This window comes from Halopseudomonas pelagia CL-AP6 (assembly GCF_000410875.1).
Taxonomy (GTDB): Bacteria; Pseudomonadota; Gammaproteobacteria; order Pseudomonadales; family Pseudomonadaceae; genus Halopseudomonas; species Halopseudomonas pelagia.
In genome coordinates, this window is record NZ_AROI01000013.1 from 36,923 (window position 1) to 54,462 (window position 17,540).

General features: G+C 59.9%; 16 protein-coding genes and 1 riboswitch. Of the genes, 11 read left to right on the top strand and 5 right to left on the bottom strand.

What is annotated here, in order from left to right; genetic code table 11:
* Window positions 1-5: 5 nt before the first annotated feature.
* The 11 genes from nhaD to K787_RS0111350 all read left to right on the top strand — a co-directional run bounded on the left by nhaD (window position 6) and on the right by K787_RS0111350 (window position 8,268).
* Window positions 6-1,262, top strand: a complete 1,257-nt coding sequence (gene nhaD, locus K787_RS0111300; protein WP_022962920.1) for a sodium:proton antiporter NhaD — start codon at window positions 6-8, stop codon at window positions 1,260-1,262.
* Between the two features lie 55 nt (window positions 1,263-1,317).
* Window positions 1,318-1,986 (top strand): riboflavin synthase, encoded by a 669-nt coding sequence (locus tag K787_RS0111305; RefSeq protein WP_022962921.1) that lies wholly within the window; start codon window positions 1,318-1,320, stop codon window positions 1,984-1,986.
* 22 nt (window positions 1,987-2,008) lie between these two features.
* Window positions 2,009-3,103, top strand: coding sequence for a bifunctional 3,4-dihydroxy-2-butanone-4-phosphate synthase/GTP cyclohydrolase II (gene ribBA, locus K787_RS0111310; RefSeq protein ID WP_022962922.1), 1,095 nt, complete (start codon window positions 2,009-2,011; stop codon window positions 3,101-3,103).
* Between the two features lie 58 nt (window positions 3,104-3,161).
* Window positions 3,162-3,641 (top strand): 6,7-dimethyl-8-ribityllumazine synthase, encoded by a 480-nt coding sequence (gene ribH, locus K787_RS0111315; RefSeq protein WP_022962923.1) that lies wholly within the window; start codon window positions 3,162-3,164, stop codon window positions 3,639-3,641.
* Entirely contained in the window at window positions 3,638-4,117 is a 480-nt protein-coding gene (gene nusB / locus K787_RS0111320; RefSeq protein WP_022962924.1) for a transcription antitermination factor NusB, read from the top strand. The genes ribH and nusB overlap by 4 nt, the downstream gene beginning before the upstream one ends.
* A 30-nt stretch (window positions 4,118-4,147) precedes the next feature.
* Window positions 4,148-5,140, top strand: coding sequence for a thiamine-phosphate kinase (gene thiL, locus K787_RS0111325; protein ID WP_028614860.1), 993 nt, complete (start codon window positions 4,148-4,150; stop codon window positions 5,138-5,140).
* On the top strand, window positions 5,133-5,618 hold the full coding sequence (locus K787_RS0111330; protein WP_022962926.1) for a phosphatidylglycerophosphatase A family protein: 486 nt from the start codon (window positions 5,133-5,135) through the stop codon (window positions 5,616-5,618). Before thiL ends, K787_RS0111330 begins: the two co-directional genes overlap by 8 nt.
* A gap of 32 nt (window positions 5,619-5,650) precedes the next feature.
* Complete coding sequence (locus tag K787_RS0111335; RefSeq protein ID WP_022962927.1) at window positions 5,651-6,295, top strand: retropepsin-like aspartic protease family protein; 645 nt, start codon at window positions 5,651-5,653, stop codon at window positions 6,293-6,295.
* A 124-nt stretch (window positions 6,296-6,419) separates the two neighbouring features.
* Entirely contained in the window at window positions 6,420-7,031 is a 612-nt protein-coding gene (ribA, locus tag K787_RS0111340; RefSeq protein WP_022962928.1) for a GTP cyclohydrolase II, read from the top strand.
* Window positions 7,031-7,456, top strand: a complete 426-nt coding sequence (locus K787_RS22865; RefSeq protein WP_161785941.1) for a hypothetical protein — start codon at window positions 7,031-7,033, stop codon at window positions 7,454-7,456. Before ribA ends, K787_RS22865 begins: the two co-directional genes overlap by 1 nt.
* Window positions 7,456-8,268 (top strand): cobalamin-binding protein, encoded by an 813-nt coding sequence (locus K787_RS0111350; RefSeq protein WP_022962930.1) that lies wholly within the window; start codon window positions 7,456-7,458, stop codon window positions 8,266-8,268. The genes K787_RS22865 and K787_RS0111350 overlap by 1 nt, the downstream gene beginning before the upstream one ends.
* 15 nt (window positions 8,269-8,283) lie before the next feature.
* On the opposite strand, the gene K787_RS0111355 is transcribed toward K787_RS0111350, so the two are convergent.
* The 5 genes from K787_RS0111355 to K787_RS0111375 all read right to left on the bottom strand — a co-directional run bounded on the left by K787_RS0111355 (window position 8,284) and on the right by K787_RS0111375 (window position 17,103).
* Window positions 8,284-9,390, bottom strand: a complete 1,107-nt coding sequence (locus tag K787_RS0111355; RefSeq protein WP_040640962.1) for a Wadjet anti-phage system protein JetD domain-containing protein — start codon at window positions 9,388-9,390, stop codon at window positions 8,284-8,286.
* Between the two features lie 2 nt (window positions 9,391-9,392).
* Entirely contained in the window at window positions 9,393-13,025 is a 3,633-nt protein-coding gene (locus K787_RS0111360; protein WP_022962932.1) for an ATP-binding protein, read from the bottom strand.
* Window positions 13,025-13,693: a DUF4194 domain-containing protein gene (locus K787_RS0111365; protein WP_028614861.1), complete on the bottom strand. Its 669-nt coding sequence runs from the start codon at window positions 13,691-13,693 to the stop codon at window positions 13,025-13,027. The genes K787_RS0111360 and K787_RS0111365 overlap by 1 nt, the downstream gene beginning before the upstream one ends.
* Window positions 13,686-15,125, bottom strand: coding sequence for a Wadjet anti-phage system protein JetA family protein (locus K787_RS0111370; RefSeq protein WP_022962934.1), 1,440 nt, complete (start codon window positions 15,123-15,125; stop codon window positions 13,686-13,688). The genes K787_RS0111365 and K787_RS0111370 overlap by 8 nt, the downstream gene beginning before the upstream one ends.
* A 118-nt stretch (window positions 15,126-15,243) precedes the next feature.
* Window positions 15,244-17,103, bottom strand: a complete 1,860-nt coding sequence (locus K787_RS0111375) for a TonB-dependent receptor domain-containing protein (RefSeq protein WP_022962935.1) — start codon at window positions 17,101-17,103, stop codon at window positions 15,244-15,246.
* 143 nt (window positions 17,104-17,246) lie between these two features.
* Window positions 17,247-17,464: riboswitch (cobalamin riboswitch) on the bottom strand.
* Between the last annotated feature and the right edge of the window lie 76 nt (window positions 17,465-17,540).

The window sequence follows — 17,540 nt, forward strand, 5'->3', positions numbered from 1 at the left end:
CTATCATGCAGATGGCAGTTCAGTGGTTGCTGGTTCTGATGGCAATAGCCGCGTTCCTGGGTGTGGTGCTTGAAGAGCTGATTCACGTTAACAAGGCCAAGGTGGTGCTGTTTTTCGGCGCGCTGGCCTGGATGATATTGTTTATTGCCGCGCCGGACGACGCTTTCCGCGAGCGTGTGCAGGCGGCCCTGAGTCACAACATCACCGATATCGCCGGGCTTTGGTTGTTTCTGTTGGCGACTATGACCTTCGTCGCCTACCTGAACAAGAAGGGCCTGATCGAAAATATCATCTATAGGATTCTGCCGGGGCAGATTACCGAGCGCAAATTGCTGTTCATGACCGGGTTGTTCTGTTTCGTCTTTTCCTCCATTGCCGATAACATTACCGCCACACTGGTATCGGTCGCGCTGGTTTTGAGCCTCAAGCTGGAGCTCCGCAAGACCCTGCGCTTTGCTACCCTGGTGGTATTCGCCGTCAACTCCGGCGGGGTGGCGATGATCACTGGCGACGTGACCACGCTGATGATTTTTCTCGCTGACAAGGTTGAAATCACCCATCTGTTGTTGCTGGCACTGCCGGCGCTATTGGCGGTGCTGCTACTGGCGGCCTTGCTGTCGATCGGGTTAAGTGGTGAGGTGATCATTGAAAAGGGTTCGCTGCAATCGGCGCGCGGTGTCGACAGGGTTATCTGCGTGCTGTTCCTGCTGACGATTGTCAGTACTATTCTGGGCAGCCTGCTGTATTCCATTCCGCCGGTGCTGACCTTTCTCACCGGCCTGGCGCTGATGTTTTTGATTGCACGGTTTTTCAATGAAGATATTGAAAATGACCCGATTCTGGAATATGTGCGCGCCATCGAATTTGAAACCTTGTTGTTCTTTCTCGGCGTTCTGTTACTGGTCGGCATGCTGCAGTTTATCGGGGTATTGCAAGGGCTTACGGCGCTTTATGATGTGCTGCCGGTGATGCTGGCGAACTTCCTGATGGGGCTGCTCTCAGCCTTGATCGACAACGTGCCATTGACGGCCGCACTGCTGAAATCCGATCTGGATATGAGCACCGCCGAGTGGATGGGGCTGACTTATGCTGTCGGAGTAGGTGGTTCATTGCTTATAATCGGCTCTGCAGCCGGCATTGTTGCCATGAGCAAATTGCCTGGGCTGACATTCATGACCTATATGCGCAGCTTTGGGCTGTTGTTTGTTGCCTACGCCTTTGGCTTCATGGCGGTCTATGGCATGGGTCTGCTGGTCAGTTGATGGTTCTTTAGTCCATTGGCTGGCGGCTCCTCAATCAAGCAAGCGAGACGTACAGATGTTTACAGGCATTATCGAAGCGGTCGGTCATATCCAGAGCATGCAGCCACGCGGTGGTGATGTGCGCCTGTACGTCAAGACCGGTAAATTGAGCCTGGATGACGTCAAGCTCGGTGACAGTATCGCGGTCAACGGCGTGTGCCTGACCGCAGTGGAGTTGCCGGGGGATGGTTTCTGGGCGGATGTCAGCCAGGAAACCATTCGGCGCACCGCGCTGTCGCGGCTCAAGGAAGGCAGCAAGGTTAATCTGGAGCAGGCGCTGACGCCATCAACGCGGCTGGGCGGCCACTTGGTCAGCGGCCATGTCGATGGCGTCGGCAAGGTGCTGTCCATGAATGAAGACGCTCGTTCCTGGCATTTCCGTATTGAAGCGCCAGCCAATCTGGCGCGCTACATCGCCGAGAAAGGCTCCATTACTGTCGACGGCACCAGCTTGACGGTCAACAGCGTGGACGGTGCTGTGTTTGATTTGAATATCGTGCCGCACACCATGCAGGAAACCGTCATGGGCGGGTATCAGGTCGGCAGTCCAGTGAACCTGGAGGTGGACCTGATTGCGCGCTATCTTGAGCGTCTGCTGCTGGGTGACAAGGCCGCTGAGCCTGGCTCCGCTAGCAGCGCTCTAAGCATGTCCTTTCTGGCCGAAAACGGCTACCTGAAGCCCTGATCAACGAGCCCGGGAGGGCCGTATGAAACTCAATACAATCGAAGAACTGCTGGTCGATATACGCGCCGGCAAAATGGTCATCCTGATGGATGACGAAGATCGTGAGAATGAAGGTGATCTGATCATGGCGGCGCAAGCTTGCCAGGCGGAGCATATCAACTTCATGGCGCGCTATGGCCGTGGTCTGATTTGCATGCCCATGAGTCTCGAGCATTGCGAGCGGCTAAAGTTGCCGCTGATGGTGCAGCGTAATAATTCCGGTTTTGGTACCAAGTTCACGGTGTCCATTGAGGCAGCGGTAGGTGTGAGTACCGGTATTTCCGCTGGCGACCGTGCGCGCACGGTGCAGGCAGCCGCGGCGCCCGGTGCGGTGGCTGAAGACATCGTCAGCCCTGGCCATATCTTCCCGCTGATGGCTCAGCCCGGTGGTGTGCTGGCGCGGGCAGGCCATACCGAAGCGGCCTGTGATCTGGCACGCATGGGCGGTTTTGGTGAATCCGGAGTGATCTGCGAGATCATGAACGATGACGGCAGCATGTCACGTCGCCCGGAGTTGGAAGCCTTTGCCGAACAGCACAATCTGAAAATTGGCACCATCGCCGATCTGATCCATTACCGCCTGCTTAACGAGCGCACAGTGACGCGGGTCTCTGAGCAGCCGTTGGAAACCGAGCTCGGTACCTTCAATCTTGTGACTTACCGTGACAGCCTGGAAGGTGCCGTGCACCTGGCGTTGACCCTGGGCAAGCTGGAGCCGGAAGAGCCCACGTTGGTCAGGGTACACAACATGGACCCGTTGCGTGATCTGTTTATGGTCAAGCAGCCGGAGCGCTGGAGCCTGCGCGCAGCGATGGCCAAACTGGCTGAAGAAGGTCATGGTGTAGTGCTGCTGCTGGGTAATCAGATGGGTTCTGACGAGTTGCTGCATCACGTCAACCAGCTGGCCGGTACTGACACCCCCGAGCGGCAGCCGACTACCTACAACACGGTAGGCGCTGGCTCACAGATTCTGCGCGACCTGGGCGTGCGCAAGATGCGTCTGTTGTCCAAGCCAATGAAGTTCAATGCCATATCCGGTTTTGATCTGGAAGTAGTAGAATATCTGCCCTGCGAATAAACGCACCCGATCCACGACTGCGCCTGGTGCACAGCCGGTTCTTTAAGAGAGAGACAACATGTCAGCTATACGTACCATCGAAGGCGATTTTATGGCGAGCGAAGGCCGCTATGCACTGGTTGTCGGACGTTTCAACAGCTTTGTGGTTGAAAGCCTGCTGTCCGGCGCCATTGATGCACTCAAGCGCCACGGGGTGAAGGAGGCCGATATCACCATTATTCGGGCACCCGGCGCGTTCGAGATTCCGCTGGTAGTCAAAAAAGTCGCCGAGATGCAGCAGTTTGATGCGATTGTTACTCTGGGTGCGGTAATCCGCGGCGGTACGCCGCACTTCGAATATGTCGCTGGCGAATGCGTCAAGGGCATCGGCAGTCTGTCTTTGGAATACGGTATTCCAGTTGCCTTCGGTGTACTGACCGTTGACAGCATCGAGCAGGCGATCGAGCGCTCCGGCACCAAAGCCGGCAACAAGGGCGCAGAAGCGGCCATGTCTGCATTCGAAATGGTCAGCCTGTGCAAGCAGTTGGGGGCCAAGTGAGCGAATCCGGCACTCAGCCGGCCGCTCCCGGCAGGCCCAAGGCTTCAGCCCGGCGCAAGGCGCGCAGCTTCGCGCTGCAGGCCCTGTATGGATGGCATGTAGCGGATCTGCCGCTGTCCGATATTGAAGCGCATTATCGTACCGATAACGATTTTGCCAAGGTCGACGGCGCGTATTTTCACGAGCTGCTGACCGGCGTGGGTAAAAATCTCACCGAGCTGGATGATTGTCTCGCTACCGTGTTGGATCGCCCGGTTAAAGAGCTGGACCCGATCGAGCTGGCCACGCTGCGTATCGGTGTTTACGAACTGATGCATCGCATTGACGTGCCATACAAAGTGGTCATCAATGAAGGCATCGAACTGGCGAAGACCTTCGGTGCCACTGACGGCCACAAGTACGTCAACGGTATTCTTGACAAGCTGGCGCCGCGTTTGCGCAGTGCCGAAGTCAACGCGTCTCGACGCGGGCGCTGACGTCGTCGGCAGGAGGCTGTGGCCATGCCGTTGGGTGAGTTCGATCTAATTCGTCGCTACTTCCAGGACTCTGCCCTGGAGGCAGCCGGCGATGTCGACGCGGTAACCCTCGGTATCGGTGACGACGCGGCCCTGCTGCGGCCCGAGCCAGGCAAACAGTGGGTAGTATCCACCGATACCTTGGTACTGGGCACCCACTTTCCTGAGCACTACCTCCCTGCGGACCTGGGTTATCGCGCGTTGGCTGTGGCGGTCAGCGATCTTGCGGCCATGGGCGCACGACCACTGAGCTTCACTCTGGCGTTGACGCTGCCACAAGCCGACGAAGGCTGGCTGGCAAGCTTTGCCGAAGGTTTGACCCAGGCTGCTCAAGACCACCGTATTTGCCTGGTTGGCGGAGACACGACGCGGGGGCCGCTGAATGTGGGCGTTACCGTAATGGGCCAGGTCGAGCCGCGCAGGGTGGTCCGTCGTCAGGGTGCGCAACCAGGTGATTTGCTCTGTGTGGGGGGGCTGCTGGGTGACGGTGGTGCTGGCCTGGCGCTGGTGCTTGGTGAGCGTTTGCCTGACGGATTAGCCGAGGGTGAAAGGGGTTACCTCAAGGCCCGGTTCTGGCGTCCGCGCGCGCAGTGTGAACTGGGCCTGGAGCTGGCGGGAATTGCCAGTGCCGGTATCGATATTTCCGATGGTCTGCTGGCCGACGCCGGCCATCTGGCCAGTGCCAGCGGGGTAGGCCTGAAGATCCGTCGCGCCGATCTACCTTGTTCCAAGGCATTGATGGCGTGGCCTGAAGCTCAGCGCCTGGAATGGATGCTCAGCGCCGGGGATGACTATGTACTGCTGTTTACCTTGCCGGTTGCCAGTACAGCTGCCCTAGCGGTATGGCGATCCCAGGGCTTCGCGGTTAGCGCCATTGGCCAGGTGGTTGCCGGGCAGGGGGTTTGGCTGGATGATGGTCAGGCACTGGTAAACATGGACCAGCCTGCGGGCTACCAACATTTCAAGGACACCCCTAATGACTGATCAGCAGCCGCACGCTCCCGCCTCAGTGTGGCGTAATCCGATCCATTTTCTCGCCTTCGGTTTTGGTAGCGGCGCCATCCCCAAAGCCCCTGGCACCTGGGGAACACTGGCAGCGGTACCCTTCGTGCTGCTGTGGCAGCAGTTACCCTTGAGCGGCTATATAGCGGTTCTGGTCGTGACCTTTGTGCTCGGCATATGGCTGTGTGACCGTACCGCCCGGGATATGGGCGTGCATGATCATGGCGGGATTGTCTGGGACGAGTTTGTCGGGCTCTGGCTAACCATGTTGCTCGCGCCGCCTGGCTGGCTCTGGTTGCTCGCCGGGTTTGCGCTGTTCCGCCTCTTTGATATCTGGAAACCTTGGCCTATCGGTTGGGTGGACAAGCGTGTGGGGGGTGGGTTTGGCATCATGCTCGACGATATTCTTGCAGGCTTGATGGCCCTTGTAGTGTTACTGGTCGCTGAGTGGCTGGTCTAAACGGACGCAACAGGTTTGCCTGGGAGGGCGCCATGCTCAAGCTCCATATTGTTACCATGAGTCTGCTGGCGCTGTTTAGTTCAACTGCGCTGGCTGAGCCGGTGGTCAGGGTGGTCGGGCTGTTTTCTGGCGCGGCTGTGGTCAATATTGACGGTCAGCGGCACATGTTGCGGATTGGCCAGCCAGGCGCCCAAGGGGTCGAGTTGTTGGCCGCCGATAGCCGCACCGCCACGCTGAGGATCAACGGGCAGACGCGCGAATTTGGCATGCAGCGCGACTACACTGAGGGTTTTGCTCAGCGTCAGACGCGGCAGGTTAGCATCCCCCGCGGCACCGGCGGGCACTATCGTGTTACCGGATCCATCAACGGCCATAGCGTACCTTTCATGGTCGATACCGGTGCAACCAGTGTGGCGCTGAATTCCTTTCAAGCCCAGCGGTTGGGCATCGATTACCGGACAACCGGCGTCGAGGTGCGGGCCACCACTGCGAGTGGTCAGGTACAGGGTTACCGGGTAAAACTCGGGCGTGTAAAGGTCGGCGAGCTGGAGTTGACCAACGTTGACGGCCTGGTCTTGGAAGGCGGCTTTCCCACCGAAGTGCTGCTGGGTAACAGCTACCTGAATCGCGTACGCATGGTCGACCAGGGCGGTATCCTGGTCTTGGAAAGTCGCTGAAATCGGCTCTGCGCCTCGGCTAAGTAAATGCCAAACCATTCCAACAGGTGCTTTACATCGCCGCGCGGGCAATCTCCTGATAATATAGCGGCCCCTTATTGCAGCGGCTGTACAGGAGACCGGTGTGTCAGTCACCTTTGTTGCGTCATCCAAATTGCCCACCCGATGGGGTACCTTTACCATGCACGGCTTCCTGGAACAGGATACCGGCAAGGAGCATGTAGTACTGACCATGGGCGATGTAGCCGACGGCCAGCCTGTGCTGGGCCGGTTGCACTCAGAATGTCTGACCGGCGATGCCTTGTTCAGCCTGCGTTGCGATTGCGGCTTTCAACTCGAAGCCGCTTTGCAAGCCATTGCCGAGGAGGGGCGCGGCGCGCTCCTATATTTGCGCCAGGAAGGCCGGGGTATAGGCCTGATGAACAAGATCAGGGCCTATCATCTGCAGGACGGTGGGGCAGACACGGTCGAAGCCAACGAACAATTAGGCTTTGGCGCCGATCAGCGCGATTATGGAATCTGCCAACCTATTCTTGAGCACCTGGGCATTACCAGCCTTAGGTTGCTGACCAACAACCCGCGCAAGGTCAAGGCGCTCGAGAGCTATGGTTTGAAAGTGACCGAGCGATTGCCACTGGAGTTCGGGCTCAACCCGCACAACAGCAAGTACTTGGCCACCAAAGCCGGCAAGCTGGGGCACATGCTTGGCGAGATGCATCAGGCGGAGGCCGAATGATGTTTGATGCACGTCCTCATTGGAAAGCCCTGCAGCGCAACTGGCGGATGCAAGCGGGTGTGACGCTCGGCCTGCCGATTGCGCTGGTGTGGTTTATCGGAGAGCAACCCGGGGCCTGGCCGGAAGGCGCTATCCCCCTGTTTGTGTTGGGGTTAGCCACGCTGTTTCTGTCCATCTGGCGCTTTCGGCATTACAAGTCGGCGTTGATCGCCGCTGAAGCGCTGGGCGACCAGCCACAGGCTGAGACCGCCTGGGCAGTTTTGCATAAACACCAACTGCTGGGTCTGATGAATGCCAAGTTCCCTGCGTGGATGGGTATGCTGCAGTTCGTCTGTAGCAACGAAATCGTACCGCTGATTCTCTTGGTGCTCGCCAGCATGGGCGTGATGCTGCTGTACCGGCCGCCCAGCGCCTGGGTGAAGTGATGCGCGCCGGCTGGCTGGCCGGTCTACTGCTGCTCAGCCTGCCGTTGGCGGCTGCTCCCCGGGTAGTCAGCCTGGCGCCGTTTCTGACTGATATGCTGGTGCAGCTGGACGCTGCCGATCAATTGGTCGGTGTGCTGGATGATGGTCAGTTGCCTGTCGAGCTGGATGCTATACCCCTAGTTGGCCGCCATCAGAGCCTGTCCCTCGAACTGATTCTGGCGCAACAGCCTGACCTGGTGCTGGCCTGGATCTCGGGCAACCCCCCTGAACTCTTGAATGCCCTTGAAACCTGGGGTGTTCGTGTCGAACGCTTTGATCCCCAGAGGTTGGCGGACATCGCCGATATGACACGGCGCCTGGGTGATTTGCTTGACGTGCCTGTTGCTGCCGAGGCCTTGGTCGCCGACTATGAACGCGACCTGAACAACCTCCAGCGGCCTTTGGCAACAGATGCACCTCGCGTCTTCATCCAGCTGTGGGATGAGCCCCTTTATACTGTCAGTGATAACCAGTTGATTGGCGATGCGTTGCGCCACTGTGGTGCGCGCAATGTGTTTGGCGACCTGCCGATTCTGGCGCCGCAGGTAGGGCGCGAAAGCGTCATTGCTGCGGATCCTGACATAATCATTGTCTTCTCCGACGAGCCGGCCCAAGCTAATTCCTGGCTTGAAAGTTGGTTCCGGTTCCCGAAACTTGGCGCGGTGCGCAGTGGGCGCCTGCACGTGCTTGATGGAGACAACCTGGTACGGCCCACTCCGCAGATTGTAGAAGGGTTGGCGGATTTGTGTGGCGTGATCTGGCGGGATAGCTAGAGTTTGCCCGCGCTCTCAGAGATGAATACTTGCCACCCACTCCTGATCCAGAAATCGCCCAGTCGCCCGGAGTGCGGGTAATAGCTGCTGATCGGCATAGTCGCAACCTGTGACACCCGGGTCGGTCTGGCGGGTTTTGCCGGCTTGCTCCGGGCGGTGGCCGGCGCCGTCGAGTAGTGCGCCGAGCAGTGGCTGATAACCGGGCTGCCAGGCTTGCAGCCTCGGCAGGCTGTGGCGCAGGGCTTTCAGTATGGCCATTCCGGCGTAGTCGAGATCACCCCAGAACCAGGGCTGCGCGCTTAACCAGTGTTGCTGGAAGGCCGCGCTGTCAGAGCCAGGTAAAAAGGCGAACCGGGTGTGGGCGCTGAGCAGGCGTTCGGCGCTTGCGCGAAAGCCGGCGCTATAGACCAGGGCGCATTCGGCTGGTGGTTGGCTGACCAGTTGCAGAAAGCTGTCCTGGTTTTCGACCAGTAGAATCTGGCTGAAGACCCCTGGCGCCCAGGCATTGAGGAGTAGAGGCCGGGGCCCCATCGCCGCCGCGCGCGGGCCAAACAAGGCGAATAGCAGCTCTGCGCGTTGGTCCAGCAGTTTCGAATGGCCGGCGAAGCAGCGCGCGGCAACATGTCTGGCGGTGCAGGGTTGGTCAAGATGATCACTGATCCGGACAAATCCATTCACGAGCTCAGACGCAGTAAAGCCAGGTACCTGCAGAGGATTGGTCAAGAGTGCCTGACCCTGGTCGGCAAAGACGGAGCGCTGTTGCTGGATAGCAGTAGACCATTCGAGCATATAGGGATCGACCCTGGGTTGATTCAGCCAGACTCGGAGCAACGCCTCGCTATCGGGATTCAATCGTAGCTGGGCGTTCTGGTAGGGTTCTTCGGCTGTTCTGGTAGGCGCTAGCTGGATACGGAACACGCCGTGGTCTCTGGCCAGGCTCTGCAACAGATGCCAGCGGTAACCGGTGTTCTGGTTGAAGTCGAATAGTGCCGGCAGATGGCGCGGTGTGATGCGCCGGGTCACCGCGCGCCGACGATCATCATGCAGCCGTTTCAGACACCAGCTCAACAAGTCGCGCAACCAGGCCTCCTCGGCCAGCCAGGTTGGCGCGGCAGGCTGCATGTTCACACATCCTCCATGAAATCCAGCATGCCCTGCTGGCGAATCACCCGGCGATGTTGCGCCCATAGATCGGCGACCTTGTCGGTATTCAAGTGCTGGCGATCGAGCAGTACGCGGGTGTTAAGCTCCCCCAGCGGCTGCGTGCTGGGTACCTTGCTGAATACGAACTGGTTGCTGATCAGGTCGAGGAAGGGGCCTGCCTTGCTGGTGGGCATGATAAAGATCAGTTGCAGGCCCAGGGTTTGCGTCAGGTAGCCGATCACCTCGCGGGAGCGGATCTCATCCATGTGCATGAATGCTTCATCGACAATCACCATGCGCAGATGACTGTCACCCTCGTTGAAGCGGAACGCGCTGGTGACCGCTGCGGCGCGAATGATATAGGCGGGTGTTTCCAATTGGCCGCCGGAGCCGGTGCCGTACTCGCTAAGGCGAATCGCCGGCTTGCCCTGGGGGTGCTTGAGAATGTCGTAACGGCGGTAGCGGCGGTAGTCACTGATACGTTCGAGTTCACGTAGGGCCTGTTGTTCGTCGCCATCGAGGAGCAGGGCAAGCAGACGATCGCGAACGCTGCTGGCCTGTTCCGACAAGCTGCTGTCGAACAGGCTGGCGCCATCGCCCAGATTGGGCGTTTCGATGATGTTGCGGAAAAAATCCCAGTACTCCTTGAATTCGGGAATCCAGCTCCACTCGAACTGGAAGCGCTCGCGGTCGGCGCCGAACTGATGGTGTTCGAGTTCCTTGTTGAGGTTTTCCAGAATGCGCCGGCCGTCGTTGATTGCCTGGTGGATCTCGTGGCAGAGGTCGCTGACAAAAGTGGTGTTGAAGGTGTCGCGCAGACTGGCGAGTTGCTCCTGCTTGGCCAGCAGCACATTGTTGCGCAGGCGGTTGTAGAGGTTGTCCAGTTGCAGGCGTAGCTGGCCGACGTGGCGATAGAAAGCAGCGCTGTGCAGCTCGGCGGGACTGTCTTGCAGCACTAGATCAGCAGGTTGCGCCTGCTGGTTGTAGTGTTCGATGGCGCGTTCCAGTTCGACCGCCTGTTGATGCAGGCGGCTGGTCATGGTTGCGCTCTGTTCACTGAAATCAAACTCGCCGTGGGCATGCGCCAGTTGGTCGTCGAGTGCTTGCAGGCGGGCTTGCGGATCAAGGCCGGGCAGCTCGGCGGCGGCGTCCAGTAATGCCTGTTCGGCGTTTTCCTTGCGTTCCAGCAACTGGTCGCCCTGGTCGGCAAACTGGTGAACCTGCGTGCTGGCGGTGGTCAGTTTTTCCTCCAGCCGACCCTGTTGCTGGTCCAGCTCCTTGCCCTGTCGGTCCAGCTCGCGGTAACGCTGGTTGACCTGCTCCTGCTGCTGCTCCAAATCACGGTATTCGCCCAGATCAATCCGCTCCAGCTGCTGCTCGACTTTGTGCAACTGTTGCTGGCTGGCGAGCAACTGGCCGGCGCAGGCGACATAATCGAGTGGCTGCAACTGGGCCAGGTATTTGTCCAACTGATCCAGTAGGGCGTATTCCTGGCGCAATTGCTGGCGCTGAACCTGCAACTGTTCCAGGTTGACGAGTTGTGCCTTTAGATTACGCTCCCGTGCAGCCGCGCCGAACACCAGTTGGCTGTCATCCAGGTCGCAGCGAAACAATGCATAGTTACCCGAGCCCAGGCCTTCCTGAGTAATGCCGCGGCGAGTTTGCCGCAACGCTTCGGCGTCCGCCACGCGCACCACGCTGCCGTAGGAGGCACACAGATAGTATTCGGCAATCCGGTGTCCGAAGCGCATGACCTGAATGATGGAATCATCCGGCAGGCTCAGGCGTTCGGCATCCTGGCGCGCCTTGTCGCCCTGAATCACCCTTGCGCGATTCCGATCGCGGCCACTCATCTGGCGTACGACGCGGATGGCAGCGGCTTCGTGCTCGGGCTCGACCAGAATGCCGTAGCGGCTGCCGCCGATATAGCCTTCGATTGCCATCTGCCAGTCGGGATCGACGACGTCGATATAGTCGCAAAGCACCCGTGGATCGGCCTGCGGGCATTGCTGGCGGATCGCGCGCAGGGCGTCTTCGACATAACCGGGGTAGGTCACGCGACTGGAATTGAGCGCGGTAATACGTTGTTCGGTCTGCTGTATCTGCCGATCGGTCTGGCTGAGTTCGGCGGCCTTGCCCTGGCTCTGACGATCCAGATGCTGGCGCAGGCTGACGCCTTCGGCGTCTTCTGCATGCAGGCGCTCAAGTAGCTGATTGTGCGCCTGCTGTTGGTTATGAATGCGGTCTAGTCCGGCATCCAGTGGTGACAGGTCGAGCAGATCACGGTTGAGCAGTTGGTCAAGCTCGGTTACCGGCTGCTGGTCGTCGGCCAATACGGCGTTGACCGCCTGTTGCCAGCCCCGGGAGACCAGTTGCGGCAACTGCAGGGCCAGGCTGTGCTGAGCCAGCAATTGCCGGGTGTTCTGCAGTGCTTCGATATTCCGGTCGCGCTGTCGGGCCTGCTGTAGCAGCGGGGCGATGGCATTTTGCACCTGAACACCGAGCTGCTCGCGCTGTTGCTGTAGCTGGTCCTTGCTTTGCAGTGCCGGGATGCCCTGGCGAACCGCCTCCAGGCGGACCTGCTCGTCGTGGGCCTGCTGCAGGCGCTCGGTGCTCAACCGCTGGTCATCCTGCAGGCTACGCAGGACGCTGGCCAGTTGCTGCTGGTTTTCCTTGGCAGTCAGATAGCCCTGCTGGTTCTGCTGCCAGCGCTGGGCGGCAGCCAGATAGTCGAGGCCGGTGCGCCCCAGCCAGCTCTGCTGATACTGCTCGGCCTGTTCGTGGGCGTGCTGCAGCGCATTCACTGCGCCACGGATGCGGCTGGCCTCCTGCTCCATGCCGTGCACGGTGCGCAGCAGATCGCGGATGCGTTTTATGGTGTCACCGAAGTCACGCGCTTCGAGTACTTCTTCGGCGACAAACTGGTCGATCGATTTGACCGGCTTGTAGGCCATGAAGTTGGCGAAGGTACGTGCGGCGTGCTTGGCCTCACGTACCGAGACGGCATCGCGTTTGCCTCGCAGAGCGCCATACAGACGGGCCAGATACTGGCTTTTCTTGTCGTAGACTTCGACCCGCGCCTTGCCCAGGCGCTGGCGCAACAGGTTGGGCAGCTCAGTTAGCGGAACCAGATGGCGGGCACCATCCTGCTCGCGTTGAAAGTCGCTCAGACTGAGCATTTCTCCTGGCAGCAGCATCAACAGCAGTTCATCCTGGCGCGCCTGCCTGCTGGTGCCGGCGGCGTCCAGGTGCGCGCGGACGCCTATCACTGCGGTAAAGGCTTCGGCCGTTTCACCCCGGGTCGCATGAAACACGCCGGCTATATAGCCATCGCTGTCCCAGGGGCGGGCGAAGGCACCGTCGTCACACCCCAGGACGTAGGAAGCGAGGGTGCGCACCTGTTTGCCGCCGCGCCCGCGCTGAGTGGTTTCGTCCTGGCCGGGGTTGTAATTGAACAGGTTGTCGTGGGCGGCGGTCATCAGTGTTTGCAGGGCGTCGGCGGCGGTGGTCTTGCCCGAGCCGTTGCCACCGGAAAACAGGTTGACCGGGCCATACTCCAACTCGGCATTCGGCAGGTTGCCCCAGTTGAGCGTGATTGATCGCTTCAGGTACATCAGTTGGGCTCCTGGTCGGACGCTGCGGGTAGGTCGGGAGCATCGTCATCCGTCGGGCTGGCCAACTGGCCAAGCGCGGTATCGGTCACCAGGCTGAGAATGCCGGGGCGGATGGTCAGCCAGGCTTCGCTCTCCGGACCGCTGTCGGCCGGGCTGCGGATCAGGTGCAGTTGGCGCATGCGCCGCAGCAGTGCCTGACGCTCGCCCTGCTGGTCGGGTAGGGTTCGCCCAAGCAGGTTGCGATAGGCCAGGTTGAGGGCTTCCAGCGGCAGCATGACCTGCCCCAGTTCATCCACATCGCCCTCGCGCAGGGCCTTGTCATACTCGGTGCGCAACACCAGGATCAGCATCACCTCCTGCTGGTTCAGCCTGTCGCGCAGGCCGCTCTGGTCCTGTTCGGCTGCATCAATCAGGCCGGGCACTTCGGCCCCCGGCGGAAAGACGCGGAGCAATTGAAAGCGCGGCTCATGCAGAATGCGGATGCGCAGCACCTGCAGGTAATCCTCTACCAGCTCGGCGACCTTCAGGTAACGGTCGTAGAGTTCGGCCTCACGCTTGCTCTGGTCGCGGCTGAGTACGCCCCGGTCAAGTAGGCGGATCATGAGTTCGGAGAAGTCGTCGTTGCTCAGGCCGCGTTCGGCCAGGGCGGCGTCGAGGGCATCACGCATGGTCGTCGTGTTCCAGTTCGATAATGAAGCCGTCGCGGCGGCGGAAATAGGTATCGGCAGCCACGACCTGTCCGGTCGGCTCGATGCGCACGCGCATACCGCGCGCGGCATGTTCGGCACCGGCCAGCTCGATCAGATGACTGAGCGCCAGCAGGTCGCTGGCGTTATTGATCGGCAGGTCGCGGTTGTCCACCTGGCGCGCTTCGCCGAGTGCGCTGCGCAGGTAGTCACGTAGATCGCCGGCGGTGATGCTGAAGGCCTTGTCCAGCAACTGCTGGATCGCTAGTTCACGCAGTGTGGCGGCATCCGCTGGTTGTTCCTCGGCCATCAGGCTGTGCACCGGGGGGCGCAAGCGTCGTTCGCGCAGGCGAATCTGGCCGGGATCAACCAGGCCGATCTGCACGCTGGCCATCTGCTCGCCGGCAGCATCCAGCCGTGCCCCGCGCTCGGCATCCGTTAGCGCGGCCAGTTCACGGCACAGGGCGACAATATCGTTATGCTTCTGGCTGTGCAGGTAACTGAGTTGGCGAATGATGATGTCGGCGCGCTGGGTAAAGCTCTGCAGCGTCTTGCGTAGCGCCGGCAGCATGATGTCTGCTGCATTGCGTAGGCGTTGTTCAATGCCGTCGAGCAGTTGCCAGAGCACCGAGCTCTGGGCGTCCACTACCAGGTCCGGCGACAGGCGGCGCAGCTCGCGCTCGGCATGGGCCTTCCACTCGCGTGGTTTGCGGCGGATACGCTCAATGGTCTTGAGAATGCGTTCGCGGTGTTTCTCCACGCTGTCAGCGGACAGGCGAATCGCCAGGTCGGGCTGGAAGCGCCGTTCCATGAACTCGAAGAACTGTTCGCTGGCCTGCTCGACCAACTGCTGGGCTTCGACTTCGCGTACCAGTTCCCGCTTGCGCTCTTCCAGTTCGGCAATGATGTCGGTGAAATCGGCGATGATGCGCTCGGACGCTTCATGGGCGTCCAACAGGTCATAGACCTCGCCGTGCTCGAGAAAGGCTGCCAGGGCGTTGAGCGTATTGCGCGTATTGCGGTGGCGGGTACGCACGCTGCGTCCACCAGCCTCGACCAGTGACTGGGTAAACAGACGGCCCATGCGGCTGAACGGGTAGGTTGATTCGAAAGTGGCCTGGTCCACCTGACGCTCAAGCCAGCCGTGCTCGATCAGGCTGTTGAGTACCCAGGCCGCCTGCTCACGGTTGCTCTTGAAGCGACCGCCGTCATCGTCATCGCCATCCAGCAAGGGAGCCCGTTCCAGAGCCTCGCTGAAAATATCCACCACCTGCTCACGCTTGAGTGACTCGCCATAGTCGGCGCTGGCGCTGTACAGCCGGTCATGCAGCACGCGCAGGCACTCTATGACCTGCTCGCGGTATTTGCTGGTCAGCGGGCGAAAGAATTGCAGGCGTGCGTCGGTAAAGAACATGGAGCGTCCGGGCCGGTAAAGATCAGCCGGTATTATGCCTTAAAGGGGGTGGTCGGCAGCAAGGATGGATGGGAAGGGGTATTCCCCTCTCCCGGATGGGAAAGGGGAAAAGGCTGCATCAGAGCTGGGGTGTCCAGGTTACTGATAGCAGGGCAGTGCGGCCTGGTTGTGCGTAGGCTAGGGTTTGCGATGGAGCCGGGAAAGGCCCTGTCGGACGTGAATACGTACCCAGAGCGTAATCGCGGTCGAACAGATTCTGCGCTTTCAGCTCCAAGCGCATGCTCTGATTGGCTTGCCAACTACCGCGCAGATCGAAGATGGCATAGCCGGACAGAGTGCTGTCGTTGGTCGGGTTGCTGTAGCGTTGGCTGAAAGCTTGCCAGGTGGCGCCAATACCGAAGGCGCCGAACTGGCGGTCGAAGTCCTGGCTGATAGTGCGTTTGGCTCGCAGTTGCAGGGTATGCCCGGTGTCGCGATCACGCGGGTCGATCAGCGCAATGGCTGTGCGGCTGTTCCAGCCCAACAGCGTCGCATTGATCGCGGCTTCGACACCCTGTATGCGTGCGCGATTGATATTTTCTACCTGTGAGGTGCCAGTGTTCCAGGCGATAAGATCCTTGATCGTATTGTGGAACAGAGCGGCTTCGATGTCGGCCTGGGCGAGTTGACCGCGCCATTGCAGTTCCCAGTTTTTTGAGGTTTCGGCGTTCAGGTCGGGGTTGCCGCCCCAGCCTGGAGGAGCATAGAGATCATTGAAGGTGGGTGCGCGGAAGCCCTCGGAGTAACTCAGAATCCATTGCTGCCAGTCGCCTACCGGAATAGCCAGAGCAGCATTGAAGCTGTTCTCTGTACCGAAATGCTGGTTATCGTCATGCCGCAGGCCGACTTCGGTAGAAAAGTCCTCGGTGCTCCAACGGTGCTGGGCAAACGCCGCCCAGTTTTCACGACTGGTTTTGCTGTAGGCATTGGTCGATGAAAGGCGATCTTTGTGCCAGTCGCTGCCCAGGGTCAAGTTGTGTTCTGGCGTGAGCGCCAACTGGTTCAGCCAACTGGCTGAGTGCCGGGTGGTTTCGATCGAGCCGTCATTCCACGGGCTGCCGGAGCCGACGGTCTTGTTGCGGTCAAAGCTACGACCCAGCTCCAGGCGGCTGTTCCATATCCCGGTCAGTTGGCCCTGCAGGTGGGCTTGGTAGCTGCTGACGCGAAATTGATCTTCCGGATTGCCGGGGTTGAGATCAAAGGCATCATCAAACTCGTTCTTGCCGCGCTGATCGTTCAGACTGAGACCTGCCTGCCAGTCGGCATTCAGTGCGTGGGTCACATTCAGGTATAGGGCTTTGTTGCGGTTTCCATCGCGGTCACGGTCGTTACCAACATTGTCCGTAGTACGGTCGAAGCCACGACTCTCATCCAGACTGGCGCCGAGGGCAAAGCGAGTATCCTGGTTGCCGCCGGTAAGGCCGATGCTGCGCTCCCAGATATGGTCTGTACCCACGCCGAGACGCAAGGTCGGTTGCAGGCCGGGTTCAGGTTGGCGGGTAAAAATCTGGATCACACCACCAATGGCATCGGCACCAAATACGGAGGAGCGCGGGCCGCGAACCACTTCGACGCGCTCGACGTTGTCGATATTCAGGTAATCGATGCGCGCGGTTCCGGCTGTGGTAGATGCAACACGTTGGCCGTCAACCAGCACTAGCGTCTGGTTGGTGTTTGTGCCACGCAGAAAGTAGGACGGTATGCCGCCGTTGCGATTCTGTTGCAGGCCGGGTACGCGGCTGAGTAGTTCTGGCACGCTGCGCGCTTGCAGGCGCTCGATGTCGGTGCGGGTGAACACGGTGTTGGCTGCCAGCACAGCGCTGCGTGGTTGTTCTACGCGTGATGCGGTAACCACTGTATTGGGCAAATCCACAGAGTCATTGGCCAGCGTTATGCCGGATGCCAGCAGGATAGGGACGAGTATTAGTAATCTGTTCATGTTGAGCCTCAAAAGAAACGCTTTTGAGGAGGGCGAGAAGCCAGTGAAATCTGCCGTTGAAACGGAGGGACAGCCATGCACTGGCCGGGTGGCGCCCTCCGCGACACCTCAGCTACGATCCTGCGCGCTTGTTTACGAGCGCGCAGGTTCTTTCGCACAGGGCCGGTCTCCGGGCTCAGGATGCAAATAATGTGGCCTTCCCATACTTGTGAGTACAGTGGCGCAATGCACATTACCGACAGACCCGTATCAAGGGGCTGTGATCCTTTACCGTTGCGGGGGCAGCGTCGGGGTTGCACCGACTTCCCGTTTCACCCCGCGGTTTGATGGCCTGCGGGGCACCCAGTGCGACTGGAAGCGGGATGGACTCTAGGGGCTAAGTGTCGGCTGGTCAAGCCTGTTGGCGCACTGAGTGAGGGCAGGTTGCCTGCGTCCGC

Coding starts and splice junctions, on each gene's coding strand:
- K787_RS0111370 (WP_022962934.1), bottom strand. CDS start 15,125: ATGTTCTTTACCGACGCACGCCTGCAATTCTTTCGCCCGCTGACCAGC.
- ribH (WP_022962923.1), top strand. CDS start 3,162: ATGTCAGCTATACGTACCATCGAAGGCGATTTTATGGCGAGCGAAGGC.
- K787_RS0111350 (WP_022962930.1), top strand. CDS start 7,456: ATGCGCGCCGGCTGGCTGGCCGGTCTACTGCTGCTCAGCCTGCCGTTG.
- K787_RS0111355 (WP_040640962.1), bottom strand. CDS start 9,390: ATGCAGCCTGCCGCGCCAACCTGGCTGGCCGAGGAGGCCTGGTTGCGC.
- ribBA (WP_022962922.1), top strand. CDS start 2,009: ATGAAACTCAATACAATCGAAGAACTGCTGGTCGATATACGCGCCGGC.
- K787_RS0111305 (WP_022962921.1), top strand. CDS start 1,318: ATGTTTACAGGCATTATCGAAGCGGTCGGTCATATCCAGAGCATGCAG.
- K787_RS0111335 (WP_022962927.1), top strand. CDS start 5,651: ATGCTCAAGCTCCATATTGTTACCATGAGTCTGCTGGCGCTGTTTAGT.
- K787_RS0111360 (WP_022962932.1), bottom strand. CDS start 13,025: ATGTACCTGAAGCGATCAATCACGCTCAACTGGGGCAACCTGCCGAAT.
- K787_RS22865 (WP_161785941.1), top strand. CDS start 7,031: ATGTTTGATGCACGTCCTCATTGGAAAGCCCTGCAGCGCAACTGGCGG.
- K787_RS0111375 (WP_022962935.1), bottom strand. CDS start 17,103: ATGAACAGATTACTAATACTCGTCCCTATCCTGCTGGCATCCGGCATA.
- K787_RS0111365 (WP_028614861.1), bottom strand. CDS start 13,693: ATGCGTGATGCCCTCGACGCCGCCCTGGCCGAACGCGGCCTGAGCAAC.
- K787_RS0111330 (WP_022962926.1), top strand. CDS start 5,133: ATGACTGATCAGCAGCCGCACGCTCCCGCCTCAGTGTGGCGTAATCCG.
- nhaD (WP_022962920.1), top strand. CDS start 6: ATGCAGATGGCAGTTCAGTGGTTGCTGGTTCTGATGGCAATAGCCGCG.